General features: G+C 47.2%; 16 protein-coding genes and 2 pseudogenes. 1 reads left to right on the forward strand and 17 read right to left on the reverse strand.

Going from position 1 to position 15,963, the window contains the following annotated elements; genetic code table 11:
- Positions 1 to 8: 8 nt before the first annotated feature.
- The 9 genes and pseudogenes from hisIE to KNO85_RS07400 form a co-directional block, all read right to left on the reverse strand.
- Positions 9 to 646, reverse strand: a pseudogene (hisIE, locus tag KNO85_RS14910) (bifunctional phosphoribosyl-AMP cyclohydrolase/phosphoribosyl-ATP diphosphatase HisIE).
- A complete protein-coding gene (hisF, locus tag KNO85_RS07365) occupies positions 595 to 1,362 on the reverse strand; it encodes an imidazole glycerol phosphate synthase subunit HisF (RefSeq protein ID WP_214788480.1) in 768 nt (255 codons plus the stop codon). Before hisF ends, hisIE begins: the two are co-directional and overlap by 52 nt.
- Positions 1,355 to 2,068, reverse strand: coding sequence for a 1-(5-phosphoribosyl)-5-[(5-phosphoribosylamino)methylideneamino]imidazole-4-carboxamide isomerase (locus tag KNO85_RS07370; protein WP_214788483.1), 714 nt, complete (start codon positions 2,066 to 2,068; stop codon positions 1,355 to 1,357). Before KNO85_RS07370 ends, hisF begins: the two co-directional genes overlap by 8 nt.
- A complete protein-coding gene (gene hisH, locus KNO85_RS07375; RefSeq protein ID WP_214788485.1) occupies positions 2,046 to 2,633 on the reverse strand; it encodes an imidazole glycerol phosphate synthase subunit HisH in 588 nt (195 codons plus the stop codon). The genes KNO85_RS07370 and hisH overlap by 23 nt, the downstream gene beginning before the upstream one ends.
- Positions 2,630 to 3,217, reverse strand: a complete 588-nt coding sequence (gene hisB / locus KNO85_RS07380) for an imidazoleglycerol-phosphate dehydratase HisB (protein ID WP_214788488.1) — start codon at positions 3,215 to 3,217, stop codon at positions 2,630 to 2,632. Before hisB ends, hisH begins: the two co-directional genes overlap by 4 nt.
- Positions 3,204 to 4,220, reverse strand: coding sequence for a pyridoxal phosphate-dependent aminotransferase (locus KNO85_RS07385; protein WP_214788491.1), 1,017 nt, complete (start codon positions 4,218 to 4,220; stop codon positions 3,204 to 3,206). The genes hisB and KNO85_RS07385 overlap by 14 nt, the downstream gene beginning before the upstream one ends.
- The gene (gene hisD / locus KNO85_RS07390; protein ID WP_214788494.1) at positions 4,217 to 5,434 is read right to left on the reverse strand and encodes a histidinol dehydrogenase; all 1,218 of its coding nucleotides are present in this window, start codon (positions 5,432 to 5,434) and stop codon (positions 4,217 to 4,219) included. Before hisD ends, KNO85_RS07385 begins: the two co-directional genes overlap by 4 nt.
- Positions 5,431 to 6,039, reverse strand: a complete 609-nt coding sequence (gene hisG / locus KNO85_RS07395; protein WP_214788496.1) for an ATP phosphoribosyltransferase — start codon at positions 6,037 to 6,039, stop codon at positions 5,431 to 5,433. Before hisG ends, hisD begins: the two co-directional genes overlap by 4 nt.
- Positions 6,036 to 6,959: an ATP phosphoribosyltransferase regulatory subunit gene (locus tag KNO85_RS07400; protein ID WP_214788501.1), complete on the reverse strand. Its 924-nt coding sequence runs from the start codon at positions 6,957 to 6,959 to the stop codon at positions 6,036 to 6,038. Before KNO85_RS07400 ends, hisG begins: the two co-directional genes overlap by 4 nt.
- A 110-nt stretch (positions 6,960 to 7,069) precedes the next feature.
- Between KNO85_RS07400 and hisJ the strand changes: the two genes are divergently transcribed.
- A complete protein-coding gene (hisJ, locus tag KNO85_RS07405; protein WP_214788503.1) occupies positions 7,070 to 7,888 on the forward strand; it encodes a histidinol-phosphatase HisJ in 819 nt (272 codons plus the stop codon).
- Positions 7,889 to 8,039: 151 nt separating this feature from the next.
- Here hisJ and KNO85_RS07410 read toward each other — a convergent pair whose 3' ends face one another.
- The 8 genes and pseudogenes from KNO85_RS07410 to KNO85_RS07445 form a co-directional block, all read right to left on the reverse strand.
- Entirely contained in the window at positions 8,040 to 8,390 is a 351-nt protein-coding gene (locus KNO85_RS07410; protein ID WP_214788506.1) for a hypothetical protein, read from the reverse strand.
- 198 nt (positions 8,391 to 8,588) lie between these two features.
- The gene (locus tag KNO85_RS07415; RefSeq protein WP_214788509.1) at positions 8,589 to 9,164 is read right to left on the reverse strand and encodes a deoxycytidylate deaminase; all 576 of its coding nucleotides are present in this window, start codon (positions 9,162 to 9,164) and stop codon (positions 8,589 to 8,591) included.
- Positions 9,165 to 9,215: 51 nt separating this feature from the next.
- Positions 9,216 to 10,445: a toxic anion resistance protein gene (locus KNO85_RS07420; RefSeq protein ID WP_074034586.1), complete on the reverse strand. Its 1,230-nt coding sequence runs from the start codon at positions 10,443 to 10,445 to the stop codon at positions 9,216 to 9,218.
- Complete coding sequence (locus KNO85_RS07425) at positions 10,429 to 11,151, reverse strand: 5-bromo-4-chloroindolyl phosphate hydrolysis family protein (protein WP_214788511.1); 723 nt, start codon at positions 11,149 to 11,151, stop codon at positions 10,429 to 10,431. The genes KNO85_RS07420 and KNO85_RS07425 overlap by 17 nt, the downstream gene beginning before the upstream one ends.
- A 196-nt stretch (positions 11,152 to 11,347) precedes the next feature.
- Positions 11,348 to 12,712, reverse strand: coding sequence for a sodium-dependent transporter (locus tag KNO85_RS07430; RefSeq protein ID WP_214788513.1), 1,365 nt, complete (start codon positions 12,710 to 12,712; stop codon positions 11,348 to 11,350).
- Between the two features lie 121 nt (positions 12,713 to 12,833).
- The gene (locus tag KNO85_RS07435) at positions 12,834 to 13,706 is read right to left on the reverse strand and encodes a diacylglycerol/lipid kinase family protein (protein WP_214788516.1); all 873 of its coding nucleotides are present in this window, start codon (positions 13,704 to 13,706) and stop codon (positions 12,834 to 12,836) included.
- The gene (locus KNO85_RS07440; RefSeq protein ID WP_214788519.1) at positions 13,703 to 15,208 is read right to left on the reverse strand and encodes an ABC transporter permease/substrate-binding protein; all 1,506 of its coding nucleotides are present in this window, start codon (positions 15,206 to 15,208) and stop codon (positions 13,703 to 13,705) included. Before KNO85_RS07440 ends, KNO85_RS07435 begins: the two co-directional genes overlap by 4 nt.
- A 10-nt stretch (positions 15,209 to 15,218) precedes the next feature.
- A pseudogene (locus KNO85_RS07445) lies at positions 15,219 to 15,935 on the reverse strand (ABC transporter ATP-binding protein); the annotation flags it as partial.
- Between the last annotated feature and the right edge of the window lie 28 nt (positions 15,936 to 15,963).

Consider the following 15,963-nt stretch of genomic DNA (forward strand, 5'->3'; position numbering starts at 1 on the left):
CTTTTCGTTTACCATTCCGTGACGTCTCGACGCGGCTTCGCCGGTGTCGTCGTTCCGTGACGCTTGGCAAGTAACGCCTCCACATCCTCTAAACGAACACCTTTGGCTGCTAACAAGACGAGTAAGTGATACAGAAGATCTGCTGACTCTTCGACCAAGTCTTCATCCGTCATGGCAGCAATGACAACCTCGAACGATTCTTCACCAAACTTCTTGGCGATTTTTTCAACACCCTGTTCCAACAAGTACGTCGTATAAGAACCTTCTTTCGGTTCTGCTTTTCTAGATTGAATCAATTGCTCCAATTCATGAATCATACGCTCACCTCCGTAAAGAAACAGCTTCGATTCCCGGTATGACACGTCGGACCGTTCGCATGGACACGAACGAGAAGCGCATCCTGGTCACAGTCGACGTGAATGCTGACGACGTCAAGTGTATTCCCGCTCGTCTCCCCCTTCATCCACAGCCGACCTTTCGATCGGGACCAAAACGTGACGACTCGTTCACGAAGTGTCTGTCGGATTGCCTCATCGTTCATATATCCTAACATGAGGACCGCCCCATCCTCTTCTGAAACGATGATGGCGGGGATTAGTTCATTTTCGTCGAAACGAACCGCATCGGCAAGTTGTGACTCGTGCATACGTGTTTCACCTCTTCTACTGTCGTTTTTCGGTCATGTAAGATGGAGGCAAGTAATGCGGCATCGACTTTCTCAAGCGCCTCGACTACGTGCTCGGCATTCCCTGCACCACCGGAAGCGATAATCGGAATATCGACGACTTCGCGGAGTTGTTCTAAAATCGTCAGGTCATATCCGTTCTGCTTCCCGTCTTGGTTCATGGACGTGACAAGAAGTTCACCCGCTCCAAGTGCGGCCACTTGTTTCGCCCATTCGACTGCCAACAGCTCGGTTTTCTGTTTACCGCCATATGTGTAGACGTAGTACGCCCCGTCTTCAAACTTCACATCGATCGCCACGACGATACATTGTGATCCGAAACGATCCGCGGCTTCACGAATGAGACTCGGAGATTCGACAGCGAGCGTATTCAATGATACTTTGTCCGCTCCTGCTTTTAACAGTGAAGAGATATCCTCAAGCGAACGAATCCCTCCACCGACCGTCAACGGAATGAACACTTTTCGTGCAACCGCACTGACGACATCGAGCATCGTCTGTCGGCGTTCCGTACTTGCCGTGATATCGAGAAAGACGAGTTCATCTGCTCCCGACTCATCGTAATATTTCGCAATTTCGACCGGGTCACCAATGTCTCGTAATTGAACGAATTCAATCCCTTTGACGACACGACCTTCTTTCACATCGAGACATGGAATAATTCTGCGTTTAAGCATAACGCGCCTCCCATTCAATCAGTTCATCGATACTTACTTTACCGGAGAGGAGGGCTTTGCCGACGACCGCCTCATCAATCTTGGCCATCTTCAGTTCTTTCACGTCCTCTTCCGTCGTCACACCGCCTGAAGCGATCAGGGTGACGTTGACGATTTGCCGTAACGCCTTCATGCGGGAGACGTTCGGTCCGTTTAGTTTCCCGTCAGAACCGATGTCCGTATACAAAATCGTCTCGATTCCTCGTTGGACGAGGTCTTGGGCGACAGAGATATCATCGAGTTTCGTCGCTTCCTGCCAGCCGTTGATAGCGACTTTCCCATCATACGCATCGAGTGCCACGGCGACTCGATTGCCGTACTTCTCGATAGCCCGATCCAAAAAGTCAGGGTCCATGAACGCCTTCGTCCCTAAAAGGACGCGGTCCGCACCAGTTTCCATGACCGCATCGAGTGAAGCTTCTGAACGAATCCCGCCCCCTGTTTGAACGAGGAATCCAAGAGACTTTGCATAGTGGACGACGTCTAAGTGACGTGGCTCACCTGCTTTGGCCCCTTCTAAATCAATCAAGTGAATCATCGGAACTTTTCCTTGCCATTCTTTCAGTAGCTCATACGGGTCACCATATTGTTCTTCTGTCGAAAAATCACCTTCCGTCAAACGGACAATCTTTCCTCCGATTAAATCAATGGCGGGTAGTAATCTCACGTTCGACCGCCTCCTTCCATTCTTGAAGTAAACTGAGACCGAACGTCCCACTTTTTTCTGGGTGGAACTGCATGCCCGTCACGAGCCCTTTTTGAACAATCGCCGGAACTTTCTCACCCATGTATTCAGCCGCTGCCACGATGTATTCGTCATCCGTCACCGCATGGTAAGAGTGGACAAAATAGACATCCTCATCCCGAAGGATCGAGTTCCATCCAACGTGTGGGAGCCGCTTCGCACGCATACGTTCCACTGTCCCCGGAATCAAACCGAGACCTTTCGTCGGCATCCCTTCCGTGCTTGAGTCAAACAAGAGCTGCATCCCGAGACAAATGCCTAAAAACGGCTTTTCTGTCGCCATTCGTTGCAAGAACGGGATAAGACCTGTCTGTTCGAGTGATTGCATCGCTTGTGGGAAAGCACCGACACCAGGGAGTAAAATGGCGTCCGCTTCTTCAATTTGCCTCGCATCATTCGTGATCACGACATAACAGCCGATAGCTTGTAACGCACGTTCGACGTTGAACACGTTTCCCATGCCATAATCGATGACAGCTACTTTCATCCTTCAATCCATCCTTTCGTAGAAGGGAGTCGGTTCGTCCCATCGCTCGAGACAGCCTCGGCGAGTGCCCGACCGAACGCCTTAAACAACCCTTCAATCATGTGGTGTGAATTCGACCCGTAAAGGACGGCGAGGTGAAGCGTGAGTCGACCGTTCATGGCGACGGCACGGAAGAACTCCTCTGCGAGTTCTGTGTCAAAATCGCCGAGCTTCGGATTGCGAATCTCCGCCTGATAGACAAGGTAAGGGCGCCCTGACACATCGACGACCGCTCGCGCGAGCGTCTCATCCATCGGCATGTAGCTTGAGCCATAACGACGAATCCCGACTTTGTTCCCGAGAGACTTCGCAATGAGTTGCCCGAGCGCGATCCCGACATCCTCGACCGTATGATGGGCATCGACCCATGTGTCACCTTCTACTTTCACGTGTAAGTCCATCTGACTGTGAAAGGCGAGCAACGTCAACATGTGGTCAAAAAACCCGACCCCCGTCTGAATGGAGCTCTCCCCTGTTCCGTCTAGATTTAATTGAATGTCTATTTTCGTCTCTTTCGTCTCACGTTTTAGTTCAGCTGTTCTCAACAGAATTCACCTCTTCAATCGTTTGTCGGATATAGGCATACGCCTCGTCTGTTCCCGCACTGACACGTAGTCCATCAGGAAACGCGCGTACATGGACCCCATTCTCAAGGAAGCGAGATGCCCATCCTTCACTATCATCCGTTTTGACATAAATGAAGTTGGCACGGCTCGGTAAAATCTCACCGATTGGTCGTAACAACTCCGTTAATTTCTCACGTTGCGCCGTATGGAACTGAATCGACTCCTGAATGTATGATGCATCTCGTAAGACGACGTTCGCGACAGCGGCACTGAGTCCACTGACGTTGAATGGCGAGCGGAATCGGTCGATTTGTTCGATGATCTCCTCTGAGGTAATCATAAAACCAATCCGAAGGTTCGCTAAACCGAACGCCTTCGATAACGTCCGTAGGATGATGACGTTCGGGTGCTCGTTCAAGCGAGACACAAATGAGTCGTCCATCGTGAAATCGATATACGCTTCATCCACGACGAGATAAGGGACGCGTGCCGCAATGTCCGAAAGTTGTTCAAGCGTCCACATCTTGCCTGTCGGGTTGTTTGGGTTCGAAATCAGAACGAGCTTCGGTTTGATTGATTGAATGAGCTCGACGAGTGTCTCATAGTTCAATCCGTTTGCATCAGGTTGGATGAATTGGCCTCTCGCGATTTGAGTATAAATGCCATACATCGAAAAGTCAGGTGCCGGAGCGAGGACACGGTCCTCTGTATCTAAGATCGCCTGACTTAAAATTGCCAACAGTTCATCGCTTCCGCTTCCGACCATGAGTTGTGTCGACTCGACTCCTGCATAGGTCGCATAACTCGCTTTTAAAGCAATCAACTCGTCGACCGGATAACGGCTTAGTGCCTCGAGTGATACGTCACGAATCGCTTGTTCCAATCGTTCTGGTAACGGATATTGGCTCTCGTTTTGATTGAGCGCGAACCCAGTCACGGCATGCGGCACATAGCGCGGGATGTTCTGATAATTCCGTCTCATACGTCCTCCATCCGAACAGCCATTGCACGGGCATGTCCTTCTAGTTGTTCTTGTTTGGCGATTCGAATCGCCGCCTTCGTAATCGTCTCATCGAGTTCTGTCATCTCAAGGAACGTCTGACGGCGATAAAAGTCGTCGACGGACAATCCACTCGAGAATCGCGCTGTCCCACTCGTCGGTAAGACGTGATTCGGTCCAGCGATATAATCTCCGAACGCCTCAGCTGCCTCGTGACCGAGGAAGAACGACCCACCGTGACGAATCGACTTCATCAATTGCTCCGGGTCTTTAACGGCTAACTGGACGTGCTCGGCAGCCATTGTGTTCGCATACTCGATGGCTTCCTCTAGCGATCGATACAAGACACCGCCACGCTTCAACGCTTCTCTTGCGATGTCCTGTCGTGGTAAGAGCGCGAGCTGTCGTTCAAGTTCTCGCTCCACTTCATCACGAAGCGTCTCTGTCGTGACGAGTGCGATTGCTGTCGCTTCTACGTCATGTTCTGCTTGTGCGAGAAGGTCAGCCGCGACCCACTTCGGATTCGCCGTCTCATCGGCAACAATTAATACTTCAGACGGTCCGGCAACGGAGTCGATGCCGACGATGTGCGACACGAGTGCCTTCGCTGTCGCGACATACGCATTTCCCGGTCCTACAATCTTATCAACCGGGCGGATCGTTTCTGTCCCATATGCGAGTGCAGCAACGGCTTGTGCGCCTCCTACTAGAAAACATTCATCAGCTCCTGCGATTTTTGCTGCAATCAAGAGCGAAATGTCGATTCCATCTGCTTTTGGAGGAGTGACCATGACCACTCGTTTGACACCGGCGACTTTCGCAGGAATGATGTTCATCAGGACGCTCGACGGATAGACAGCTGTCCCGCCTGGCACATAGACACCGACCGAATCGAGTGGCATATAACGTCGACCGAGTCGGAACATCGTATCTTCGAACACATCATCTTGCCGTACTTGATGCGAATGGAACGCACGAATCCGTTCTGCTGCCAATGTCAGCGCTTCAGTTAATTCAGCAAATGCTGCCGGTGGGGTGAAGCGAGACAAATCGACTGATTCGATTTTGTCGACGCCATCGAATTGACGCGTCCATTCAAGTAGCGCTTCGTCTCCACGGGTTTCAATCGATTCTACGATGGGTTTCACGGCCTCGGCCCATGCTTCGCGCCGTGATCGATTCGTATCAGTGCTCATGCGTCTCCCTCCTGACTCAGCTTACGGATCCATTCCTTCAATTCGTCAGGCTGTTCCGCCAAAGCCGTTTCACTCGTAATGAACTTTGCATTGATTGAAAAGATTGTTTCATATTCCTCTAAGTCGTTCGCTGCCAACGTCGCACCCGTCTCGACGATATCGACGATGCAATCAGCGAGTCCGGTTAGCGGAGCAAGTTCGACCGACCCATTCAATGCGATGATTTCAACGTTCTGTCGTTTCGAAGCAAAGTGTGAGATGGCGATGTTTGGATATTTACTGGCCACTTTTAATTTCTTTGTGCCATTACGTCGAACTTTAGGGCCACATACGGCCATCCGACAACGTCCGAACGGTAAATCGACGACTTCGAGCACGCCAGGTGTTTTTTCTCGTAGAATATCTCCCCCGACGATTCCGACATCTGCGGCACCGTGCATCACATATTTATAGACATCGTCCCCTTTGACGAAAATAAACTCATGATCCCCTGCCTTTACCGTCAGCTCACGTCCACGCTTTTCCGGCCATACCGGCAAATCTTTTTCTACAAAAAATTGACGGGCTGCTTTTTCAATTCGTCCTTTTGCGACCGCTACCTTCATTTCATCACCTCATCTAACTGTTCTAAATCGAGTGACATGCCGAACGCTCGTCTCGAGTGTCCAAAATGTCCATATAGGGAATCGTATCGTCCACCTGAAAGGACTCGCTTGCCTTCAACGCTACCCGTCACCGTCAAACCAGAATAGTAATCAAAGTCTCCCGTTTGACCGAAGTCATATGACACCTCTAGTCCGATTGAGCGCAAGTGTTGTACGGCATCATCGACTTCATCAATGGCATCTTTTAAAGAATCCGGTGCCTCGGCACGTAATTCTTCAAGTGCAGCGTTCCCAATTAAAAAAGGGAGCTTCGCAATCAATGGATACCGATACGTCTCAGCTAGTTCGCGTAATGACTCTAAATTTCGAAGCGCCAAGATTTTTCGGAATGTGCGTTCCTGTATGCCCGTCTCTTTCGCGATTAACGAGATGACAGCCGCTGATCCGATTTTTAATGTCAAGCGATCTTTTGGAAGGACTCCTTCAGTCATATCGAGAAAAGATTCAATGAGATGACTATCTTTCTCTTCACCGTCGACCCACTCGAGTCCAAGCTGTTGGCGTTCATGCGGTTGACCTGAATGCTTGACCGTCCGACGATAGACAGCCCCGGCGTAGGCGACACGCATCGGTTCATGACCGTCTGCTAGCTTTCTAGCAATTTGAAGTGTATAGTCAGGGCGCATGACGAGGAGTTCCCCGTCATTCCCGAATAAACGATAGTAGGCCGACTCGTCAAAGAGCGCCAAATTTTGATAATGCGAATAGTATTCGAGTAGCGGTGGGTCGATGACGGCATAACCGCTCGCCTCTGCCTTCTCTAAAAATGACAGCATCCAACGCTTTGGTCGAATGACATCTCCTGATTGAAGTTCATACCATCCTTCTGGAATCGAACCTTTTGAATTTGACCAAATCATGAAAACCACCCTTTATCTTATTATCACTTTACCAAACTAAAGCAGTGTGTTAAATTTATCAAACAGAGCAACACCTGTCAACCAATTGAACTGAAAAGGACGTGTAACGGATGTTTAACTTTACCCATGATGGTCATGTGCATACCCCATTTTGTCCACACGGCACAAAAGACCCGATTGAACTATATATTCAAGCCGGAATCGAAAAAAGCCTGCAATCGATGACGTTCACAGAACACGCGCCGTTCCCACGATCGTTTATCGACCCGGTCCCGAACCAAGACTCAGCAATGTCCATCGATTTACTTCCTGAATATCTCGATACATTACAGCGGATGAAACAACACTTTAAAGATGTCATCGATATAAAAGTCGGGCTAGAAGTCGACTTGTTGCCACACCTTGAGGAAGAAACAATCGCTTTGTTAGAACCTTTTGCACCATTGCTTGATGAAGTCATTTTGTCACAGCACTTCTTATATGTAGATGGCACATATATGCCGATTGATTATTCTGCTGAGACGTTTGATGAGCTAGTCACAGCGCTCGGCTCATTCGAAAATGTGATGAAAGCTTATTATGAGTCAATCGAACGCGGCCTTGGATTCCCATGGGAAAACATTAACGTCGCTCGGATTGGACACATTGATTTACCGATCAAATATCAAAAAAATTATGAATGGGACCGTTCACATGTAAAAGAGGAAGAGGAACGTCTCTTACTAGCGATTGCTGATCGGGGTTTCGGACTCGATTTCAACACGGCGGGATTAAGAAAGCCTGACTGTGGCGAGCCGTACGTCGCAGGACTTGCAAAGAGCGCCAACCGACTGAACATCCCTTTCACGTTAGGATCAGACGCTCACCTCGCTAACGATGTAGCAGCCGGATTCGACCTCATTGCACAAAAAAAAGCCACGTTCCTATGAACGTGGCTTTTTGACAGCGATCTAGCTATCTAGATCCCCATGCTTATGGTTGACAACGATATGGCATTCCATTTCTTCATCTGTAAACATCATACCATAACAAAAAATAGATGCAATAAAAAATTGGGTGAAATAGTTCACCCAATTTAAATCACATCGCTGCGTATAGAGTTTTCAAGTCATTCGTCGCCGCTTCATCCATTTGAAGTGCCACGAGTTCAACGTATTGAAGCGCTGGATCTTGATCTTTCGACAAAGCGACGATTTCTGCGGCTGCCTTGTCTAATGCCAACAAGATTCCCGAGACGCCAAGTGTCGGATAATATCGAAGGAGTGCACGAACGTGTTTGATTTCTGATACTTCATTTCCGTTAATGGTTAACGATTTGACTGCCAATTCCTGATGCATGCCAATCGCAAATTTATCTTCCCACACTTCTTCAAGTGTGATTAACGCTTCCACTTCATATGCACCATCTGTAAAGCGAACGAGTTTTTCCATAATCAAATTCCCCTCTCCTGAATCTACTTTCATTATATAAGAGATTTCAAAGAGTATATTGTGAAATATTGAACATTATGTGTAAAGTTTGTCTCACTTCATTTTGAACAAAAAAAGGCCCCTCCGAGGAGGGGCGAATAATGGAAGAGTAAAACACCATTGGCAGTACATTAATAATATATCATCTAATGAAAACGTTTACAATGTATTTTTGTACATTTTTTCAAGTGGCATATGTAACACTTCAATCCCACTTTCACGCATCAACTCTAAACCGTCACCATGCTCATAACCGACCGCATAAACGACGCGTGCAACGCGTGCTGCAATCAGCGCAAGGGAGCAGGCATGACAAGGTGAATGGGTAACATATGCCGTCGCACCGAACGCATTCGTCGAGTCAGCAGCCAATTTTCCAATCGCATTGATTTCTGCATGAATCTCATGTTGCTTCGACCAGTGATGATGGTCATATGGGTCCGTACATTTGATGTAAGTCACACCATTACGGATGAGCCGAGCTGGTTCGTTGAGCATATCGAGGTCCATCGACGCAACATAGTCGGTATGTTTATAAAACCCATCTTCTTGCTTGATATAGATCTCATTACAATTTGTATGACCAGAAGGTGTACCGTTTAGACCAATTGAAATCGGCTTTTCATCTTTTACGATGACACAGGCAACACTCTTAGATGCACACTTCGAGTGCCGCTCAGCCATCATATCGGCAAACAATAACCACGTCTCGTCCCACAATCGTTGTTTCTCCATGTAAGCCCCTCCTCGTAGAAAAGGAAAGTCTGATTGCTCAGACTTCCCTTCTTAATATCCAGTATCTTTTGGTAGTTCTTTATTTTTAGAAGCGATCTCGATGACTTTCTCTTTGAGCTCATGTTCCATCCGATCAAGTTCACGCTCAGCGTCACGACGCTTTTGTTTCCCTTCTTGTTGAATGCGTAACGTTTCATCCAACGTCGAGAGTAAATTCTCGTGGGCTACTTTAAGTGACTCCACCGAGACAATCCCTTTTTCATTCTCTTGAGCAATTTCAATTGAAGAGTCTTTCAACATCTTCGAGTTCTGCTCAAGCAACTGGTTGGTCGTCTTCGTCACATCCTGTTGCATGCGAAGTGCCGTCTTCTGACGGGTTAAGCTGAGTGCAAGGACGACTTGGTTTTTCCAAAGAGGAATCGTGTTGACGACCGCTGATTCGATTTTCTCCGCAAGGATTTGGTTATTCTGCTGGATAACTCGAATTTGAGGTGCCATTTGAAGACTGATCGTACGACTCAATTTCAAGTCATGTAACTTCTTCTCGAAACGGTCAGCCAATTGAATCATATCGTTCAATTGTTGAAGCTTAGACTGATCTTTTGAAATTTCCACTTCTTGACGAAGTGGCGCAATCTCATGTTCACGTACATGATCAAGCTTCGTCTCACCCGCAGCGATATAGACGTTCAACTCTTCGAAATATCGCTTATTCTTGTCGTACATTTGATCGAGCATCGTGATGTCTTTCATGAGCCCGAATTTGGCACGATCGAGGTTATGAATGACTTCTTCCAAATAGACGTTCATTTTTTCGAATTGAAGCTTGTAGTTTTCAGCCTTCTTCTTTGCGCGACCGATGAGCGGGATGTTGTCCATGAAACTTTTCTTTTCCGGCTGAAGCATGTCTGGATCCATCTTTCGGACGTTTTGCATCAAGTCAGACAATAATTTCCCAGCATCCCCGCCGTCTTTCATACGCACTTCCGTCAAAATCTGGTCAGAGAATTGTGAGAGTTCACGTTGGACATTCGAGCCGAACAGCATGACTGAATCCGTCTTTTTAATATCGATGGACTCCGCCAATCGCGTAATTCGCTCACGATGCTCTTGAGGTACGTCTGGCTTGGCTTGAATGGCAGGTACTTCATGAGGTTGTGAAACAGATGACCACTCCACAGAAGGGTCACTAAATCCCTCTGTTTCGGTCTTTGTTTTCGTATCAGATGTCAGCTCTTCTTCCGGCCATGACTGCCAGTTCGTTTCATTCGATGAAGTCATGTTTCTTTCTCCCTTCCGGCTGATCAGATAAGACTCGCTCCATCATGATCAGTTCACGTTCAAAGTCTACGGCGTCATCTTCAAGAAGACGTCCGCGCTGTTCTTTAAATTTATCGACAATTAGTCGCATATTCGTGATTAATTGCTCTCGAGTCTCTTCTTGAATAACGACTCGTTTTCCTTCAAGTTCTTTAAATTTCAAGACGACCGAGACGAGGGAATCTAAGTAGAATGTGAACAAGTCTCGAACATGTTTCGCATCTTGCGGGTTTTCGAAAAGTTCTTCGAACAATTCATGTGCTTCTTTTGAGACAGCTTTCATTTCGCGCCGTACTTCCACATCTTTAATTTCAGGAAGGACACGGTCAATCTGTTGCAACTTCTCATAACCTTGTTCAATCGTCCGTTGCAAAAATTGAAGCTCTAAATCGTCTGTCGCCTCGAATTGACGTGCTGGGACAGGCTCTTCAATCGGTTTAAGGATTCTTGAACCCGTGAATGGTTCGTCCTCATCAAGCAACAGTTTTTTCTTGGCACGTTTCGCAACCGTTGTCGGTGTGCGTTGACGGTTTTTGCGCTTGTTCGTCGACCAGACTTCATTCAAGACGAGCGCCCCTACGATAATGAATAACCAGGAGAAATCGAATACGTTGATGGCAAAGTATATGACCGCCCCTGTCAGGGCCCATTTCATCCATGTTTTCATTCTTTTCACCTCATCTCATGTTACTTCTATTGTACATTACGAAACCTATCAAAAAAAGTTTCGTCATCTCTATCATTTTAGCATAATAAAAATCGCTAAATCCTCCGTCCAAAGGTGTAGAAACAACTACCTATAACGACTTCTTTCCCGTTGTGCGACGAAAAAAACCGTAGACTCTGAGAGCCTACGGTTTCGGTTATTGTGCTGTAAGTGTCGTAACCCACGTTGATACCATGACAATTGCTACCGTTACGGGAATCACGTAACGAATGAGCGCATGCCAGATTGGATAAAGTTTCTTACCTGGTTCTGACGTTTGGATCTCATCTTTCAATATACGTTGATCGACGACGTATCCGACAAAAATCGATGTCAAGAGCGCCCCGACCGGCATCAAGATATAGCTAACAAGGTAATCCATCGTATCGAAGAACGTTAGCCCATTAAACAATTGTACATCACTCAATAATCCGAACGACAATGCGGATGGAACTCCTACAACGAAGACGAGAATAGCGGCCGTTACCGTCACTTGTTTCTTCGTCCAACTCGATTTCTTTTCATTCAATCGATCCGTCACACCTGCAACGACGACTTCTAACATGGCAATTGATGACGTGATCGATGCGAAAGCGAATAATAGGAAGAACAAGACCATGAAGAATCCACCAAGTGGTACTTGGTTGAAGACTGCCGGTAACACGACGAACAGTAGCGCCGGACCTTCAGCCGGGTCAAGTCCCGATGCAAAGACTGCCGGGAAGATGGCAAGCCCAGCTAAGAGTGATACTGCAATGTTCAATAGAACAATCATGTTCGCCGAACGATTCAACGTCCCTTTCGTCTTAATGTAAGACGCATACGTCAACATCGCCGCTACTCCTAACGATAAGGAGAAGAAGGCTTGACCTAAAGCAAACAACACTGATTCACCCGTTAATGCTGAGAAGTCCGGTTGTAAGAAGAAGCGAACCCCTTCCATCGCTCCGTCAAGTGTCAATGAACGGACGACGAGAACTAAGAAGCTGACGAACAAGAGTGGCATTAAAATTTTACTCATTCGTTCGATTCCTGCTTCAACTCCACGTAATACAATCAAGAGCGTGATCAAAAGAAATAAAAATTGTCCGAGTACAGCAATTCCTGGTGTTGAAACGACATTTCCGAAAACATCCCCGAATTCGTCAGCCGAGCGCCCGCTTAATGTTCCACTTAAACCGAGCCCGATATAAATGAGAACCCATCCTCCAATAACACTATAGAAGGAAAGCAACAAGAAACATGCGATGACACCTAAATAACCGATGATGGTCCAACGACCGTGCCCTAATTTTTTGAAGGCGAGAAGTGCCGTCTTTTGCGTAGAACGTCCAACGATGAATTCACCAATTAATAATGGCAGACCGAGTAATAATGTGAACGCCAAAAACATGAGTAAAAAGGCACCGCCCCCGCTAGTTCCAGTGACGTATGGAAACTTCCATATCGCACCTAAACCGATTGCCGACCCTGCGGCAGCTAGAATGAATCCAATTTTTGAGGCGAATGAGTTTTGCGCCATGATTACCCCTACTTCCTGTTTTTCATTTCATTTTCATAATAATAGTGAAATACTAACACGGTTCAAGGGTCAGGACAACAAAAAACAGAGAAAAGTCTGAATACTTTTCTCTGTTGATGCTTTATGGCGTTAAAAACATGAGAGCCTGCTCTCGAATTCGTATCGTTAAGTGATCGGTTTCGAAATGCTCACCGTCTACATCGATGATTTGAGGTTCATTTAACTCGACTTCGACATGAGGAGCCTGAAAGTGATTCCATTCCGTCGATTTTTGATCAAGACCGAGTTGCTGGGCCAACAATTGTCGAATCATCGGAAATCCGATTGACGAACTGTGAACGACTTCTAACAATCCGTCTGAAAACGATTGTGTCTCAAGCTTCGTCGGTACAGTCCCGAGATAACTCCCATTCCCTACATATAGAAAACTGACATCACCTTCGTAAAGGAGTTCATCTCCTCGTCGTAACCGAATCTCAAACGGGTCAGCTTCACGAAACTGGCGGATAGTCGCTAAAAAGTAACCGATTGAACCTAATGCTTCCTTTTCATCCGGATCGATTTGACGTGACGTGTCTGCAATCAATCCGACTCCTACGAAATTGAGAGCATACATCTCATCAACTTGAATGACGTCCACATGCTGTTCATGATTCGACTTAATGACACTTGCCGCTTGTGTCGGTTGAATGGGGAGTTCAAGCGCTCGCGCAAAATCATTACATGTCCCGGCAGGAATGATCCCTACCGTTGGACGATCCTCACGCTCTAACGTCATTAATCCATTCACCACTTCGTTTAAGGTCCCGTCTCCCCCTATCACAATCATATGGTCGAACGTTCCACTTTCTTTCGCGAATCGGAGCGCGTCCCCGATTTCTTGAGTTTTTTTGATAATTAATTCTTCGTAGAGCGATTCAATCGTTCCGATGACTTCTCCGAGCATCGTTTCGCTCGTACCGGACTTCGGATTCGAAATAATCAAAGCTCTCATAATAACCCTTCCTGTTCTAAGAAGTCTTTCGCTACATCGTAAGCACGTTCATTTCCGTAGGCAACACGTCGGTTCAGTTCAGACATCTGTTCGTCTGTAATTTTGCCGGCGAGTTGGTTGAGCGCATCCTCAATCTCCGGATACTCTTCAAGCGTCTCCTCTTTCATGAGTGGTGCACCTTGATAAGGTGGGAAGAATTGTCGGTCGTCTTCTAGTACGACGAGATCGTTCTCGGCGATATCAGGATCTGTCGCATAAGCGTCGACTAGATTGACATCCCCTCGTGCGATGGCGCGATAACGTAATTTCTGCTCCATCGAGACGACAGATGGGAAATCAAACCCATACTCGTTTTGTAAGCCAGGATACCCGTCTTCACGGTCGGTGAACTCGAGTGTGAAACCGGCTTTAATATCGGACTCGACATTCCGTAAATCTGAAATAGCCGTAATGTCTTCGGCCTCGGCATAGTCACGTGGAATCGCGAGCGCATACGTATTGTTAAACTTCATCGGTTCGAGCATCACGTACCCATCTTCGGCCAGTGCCTCTCTCGCCTGTTCATACACCTCACCTGCATCGTTTGACTCAGGTGTCTCTTTGACGAGACTCGCGAGTGCCGTACCTGTAAACTCCGGATAAATGTCGACGTCACCTGATTGGAGTGCGCCCCAGACGAACGTCGTCTCTCCGAAGTTCGGTTTCACGGATACAGTCAAATCTGTTTCTTCCTCAATCAATAGCTTATACATATTCATCAGAATTTCTGGCTCTGGACCGAGTTTACCTGCAACGACAAGGTCTGTCTCTTGAGAGCGACCAAATGCGAGCGGCGTGATGATGACCAGTGCGAGTACGGTAGAAACAGCAATCAATTTCGTCTTATTGCGAGTCGCTGTCGCACCTTCCATCTGACGCAACAAGAAGTCAAACAGGAGTGCCAAAATAGCGGCTGGGATTGCACCCAGTAAGATTAAGTAATTATCGTTTCGGTTAATCCCAAGTAAGATGAGTGTACCAAGTCCACCTGCTCCGACAAGGGCAGCGAGTGTTGCCGTACCGACGATTAAGACCATCGCTGTACGGATACCAGCCATGATGACTGGCAATGCAAGGGGAAGTTCGACTTTCATCAAACTTTGATTCGGCTTCATCCCACAAGCTCGAGCTGCTTCAAGTAACGATTTGTCCACTTCATTCAATCCAGTAAACGTGTTACGTAAAATTGGTAGGAGCGCATATAACACAAGCGCGATGATGGCAGGCAATGCTCCGATTCCTACGAGTGGAATCATTAACCCGAGTAGGGCAAGCGAAGGGATTGTTTGAATAATTGCTGTAACACCAATGGCGGTCTCGGCAATTTTCTTACGACGTGTCAGCCAAATCCCTAATGGTACGGCAATCAAAACGGCAATCAAAAGCGATACGACAGAGAGCTGCAAGTGCTCAATCAGTGCCTCGACAAGCTGACCTTGTCTATTTTGGAACGTCTCAAGCATCTAGCTCACCTCTTCCGCGTTGTGTGAATTCTAAGACGAACGGATCTTCACTCGCCAATATTTCGTCTGGTGTACCGACCAACATGAGTTCGCCGTCGCGCATCAATGCGATGCGGTCACCGAGCTTCATCGCTTCTTGCATATCGTGTGTGACAAATAGAATCGTCTTACCGAGTTCATCATTTAGTCGCTTGATGTCATCTTGCAATTGACCACGGCTAATCGGGTCAAGCGCAGAGAACGGTTCGTCCATCAGGATGACGTCCGGGTCTGCGGCTAGTGCGCGCAATACCCCGACCCGTTGTTGCTGACCACCAGATAGTTCCGAGGGCTTCTTCGAACGTAATTTCGGGTCGAGACCGGCAATTTTCATCAATTCCGTCACACGGTCTTTCGTTCGTTCTTTTTTCCATTTCAATAGTTCCGGTACGACAGAGATGTTTTCTTCAACTGTTAGATGGGGGAATAAGGCAATTTGTTGAAGCACATAACCGATGTTACGGCGTAACTCAAAAATATCGAATTGATAGATTTCTTTTCCATCGATTAAAATCTTACCGTCCGTATGATCGATGAGGCGATTGACCATCTTCATCGTTGTGGTCTTCCCACAACCGGAAGGTCCAATCAATACAAAGATTTCTCCTTTTTCTACTGTTAAACTTAACTCTTTGACGGCTAACGTCCCGTCTTCATAACGTTTTGACACATCACGAAACTCAATCAACCTGATCCCTCCTCGACTATTTCCAAAA

It is taken from the genome of Exiguobacterium sp. s124, assembly GCF_018617485.1.
Taxonomy (GTDB): Bacteria; Bacillota; Bacilli; order Exiguobacteriales; family Exiguobacteriaceae; genus Exiguobacterium; species Exiguobacterium aestuarii.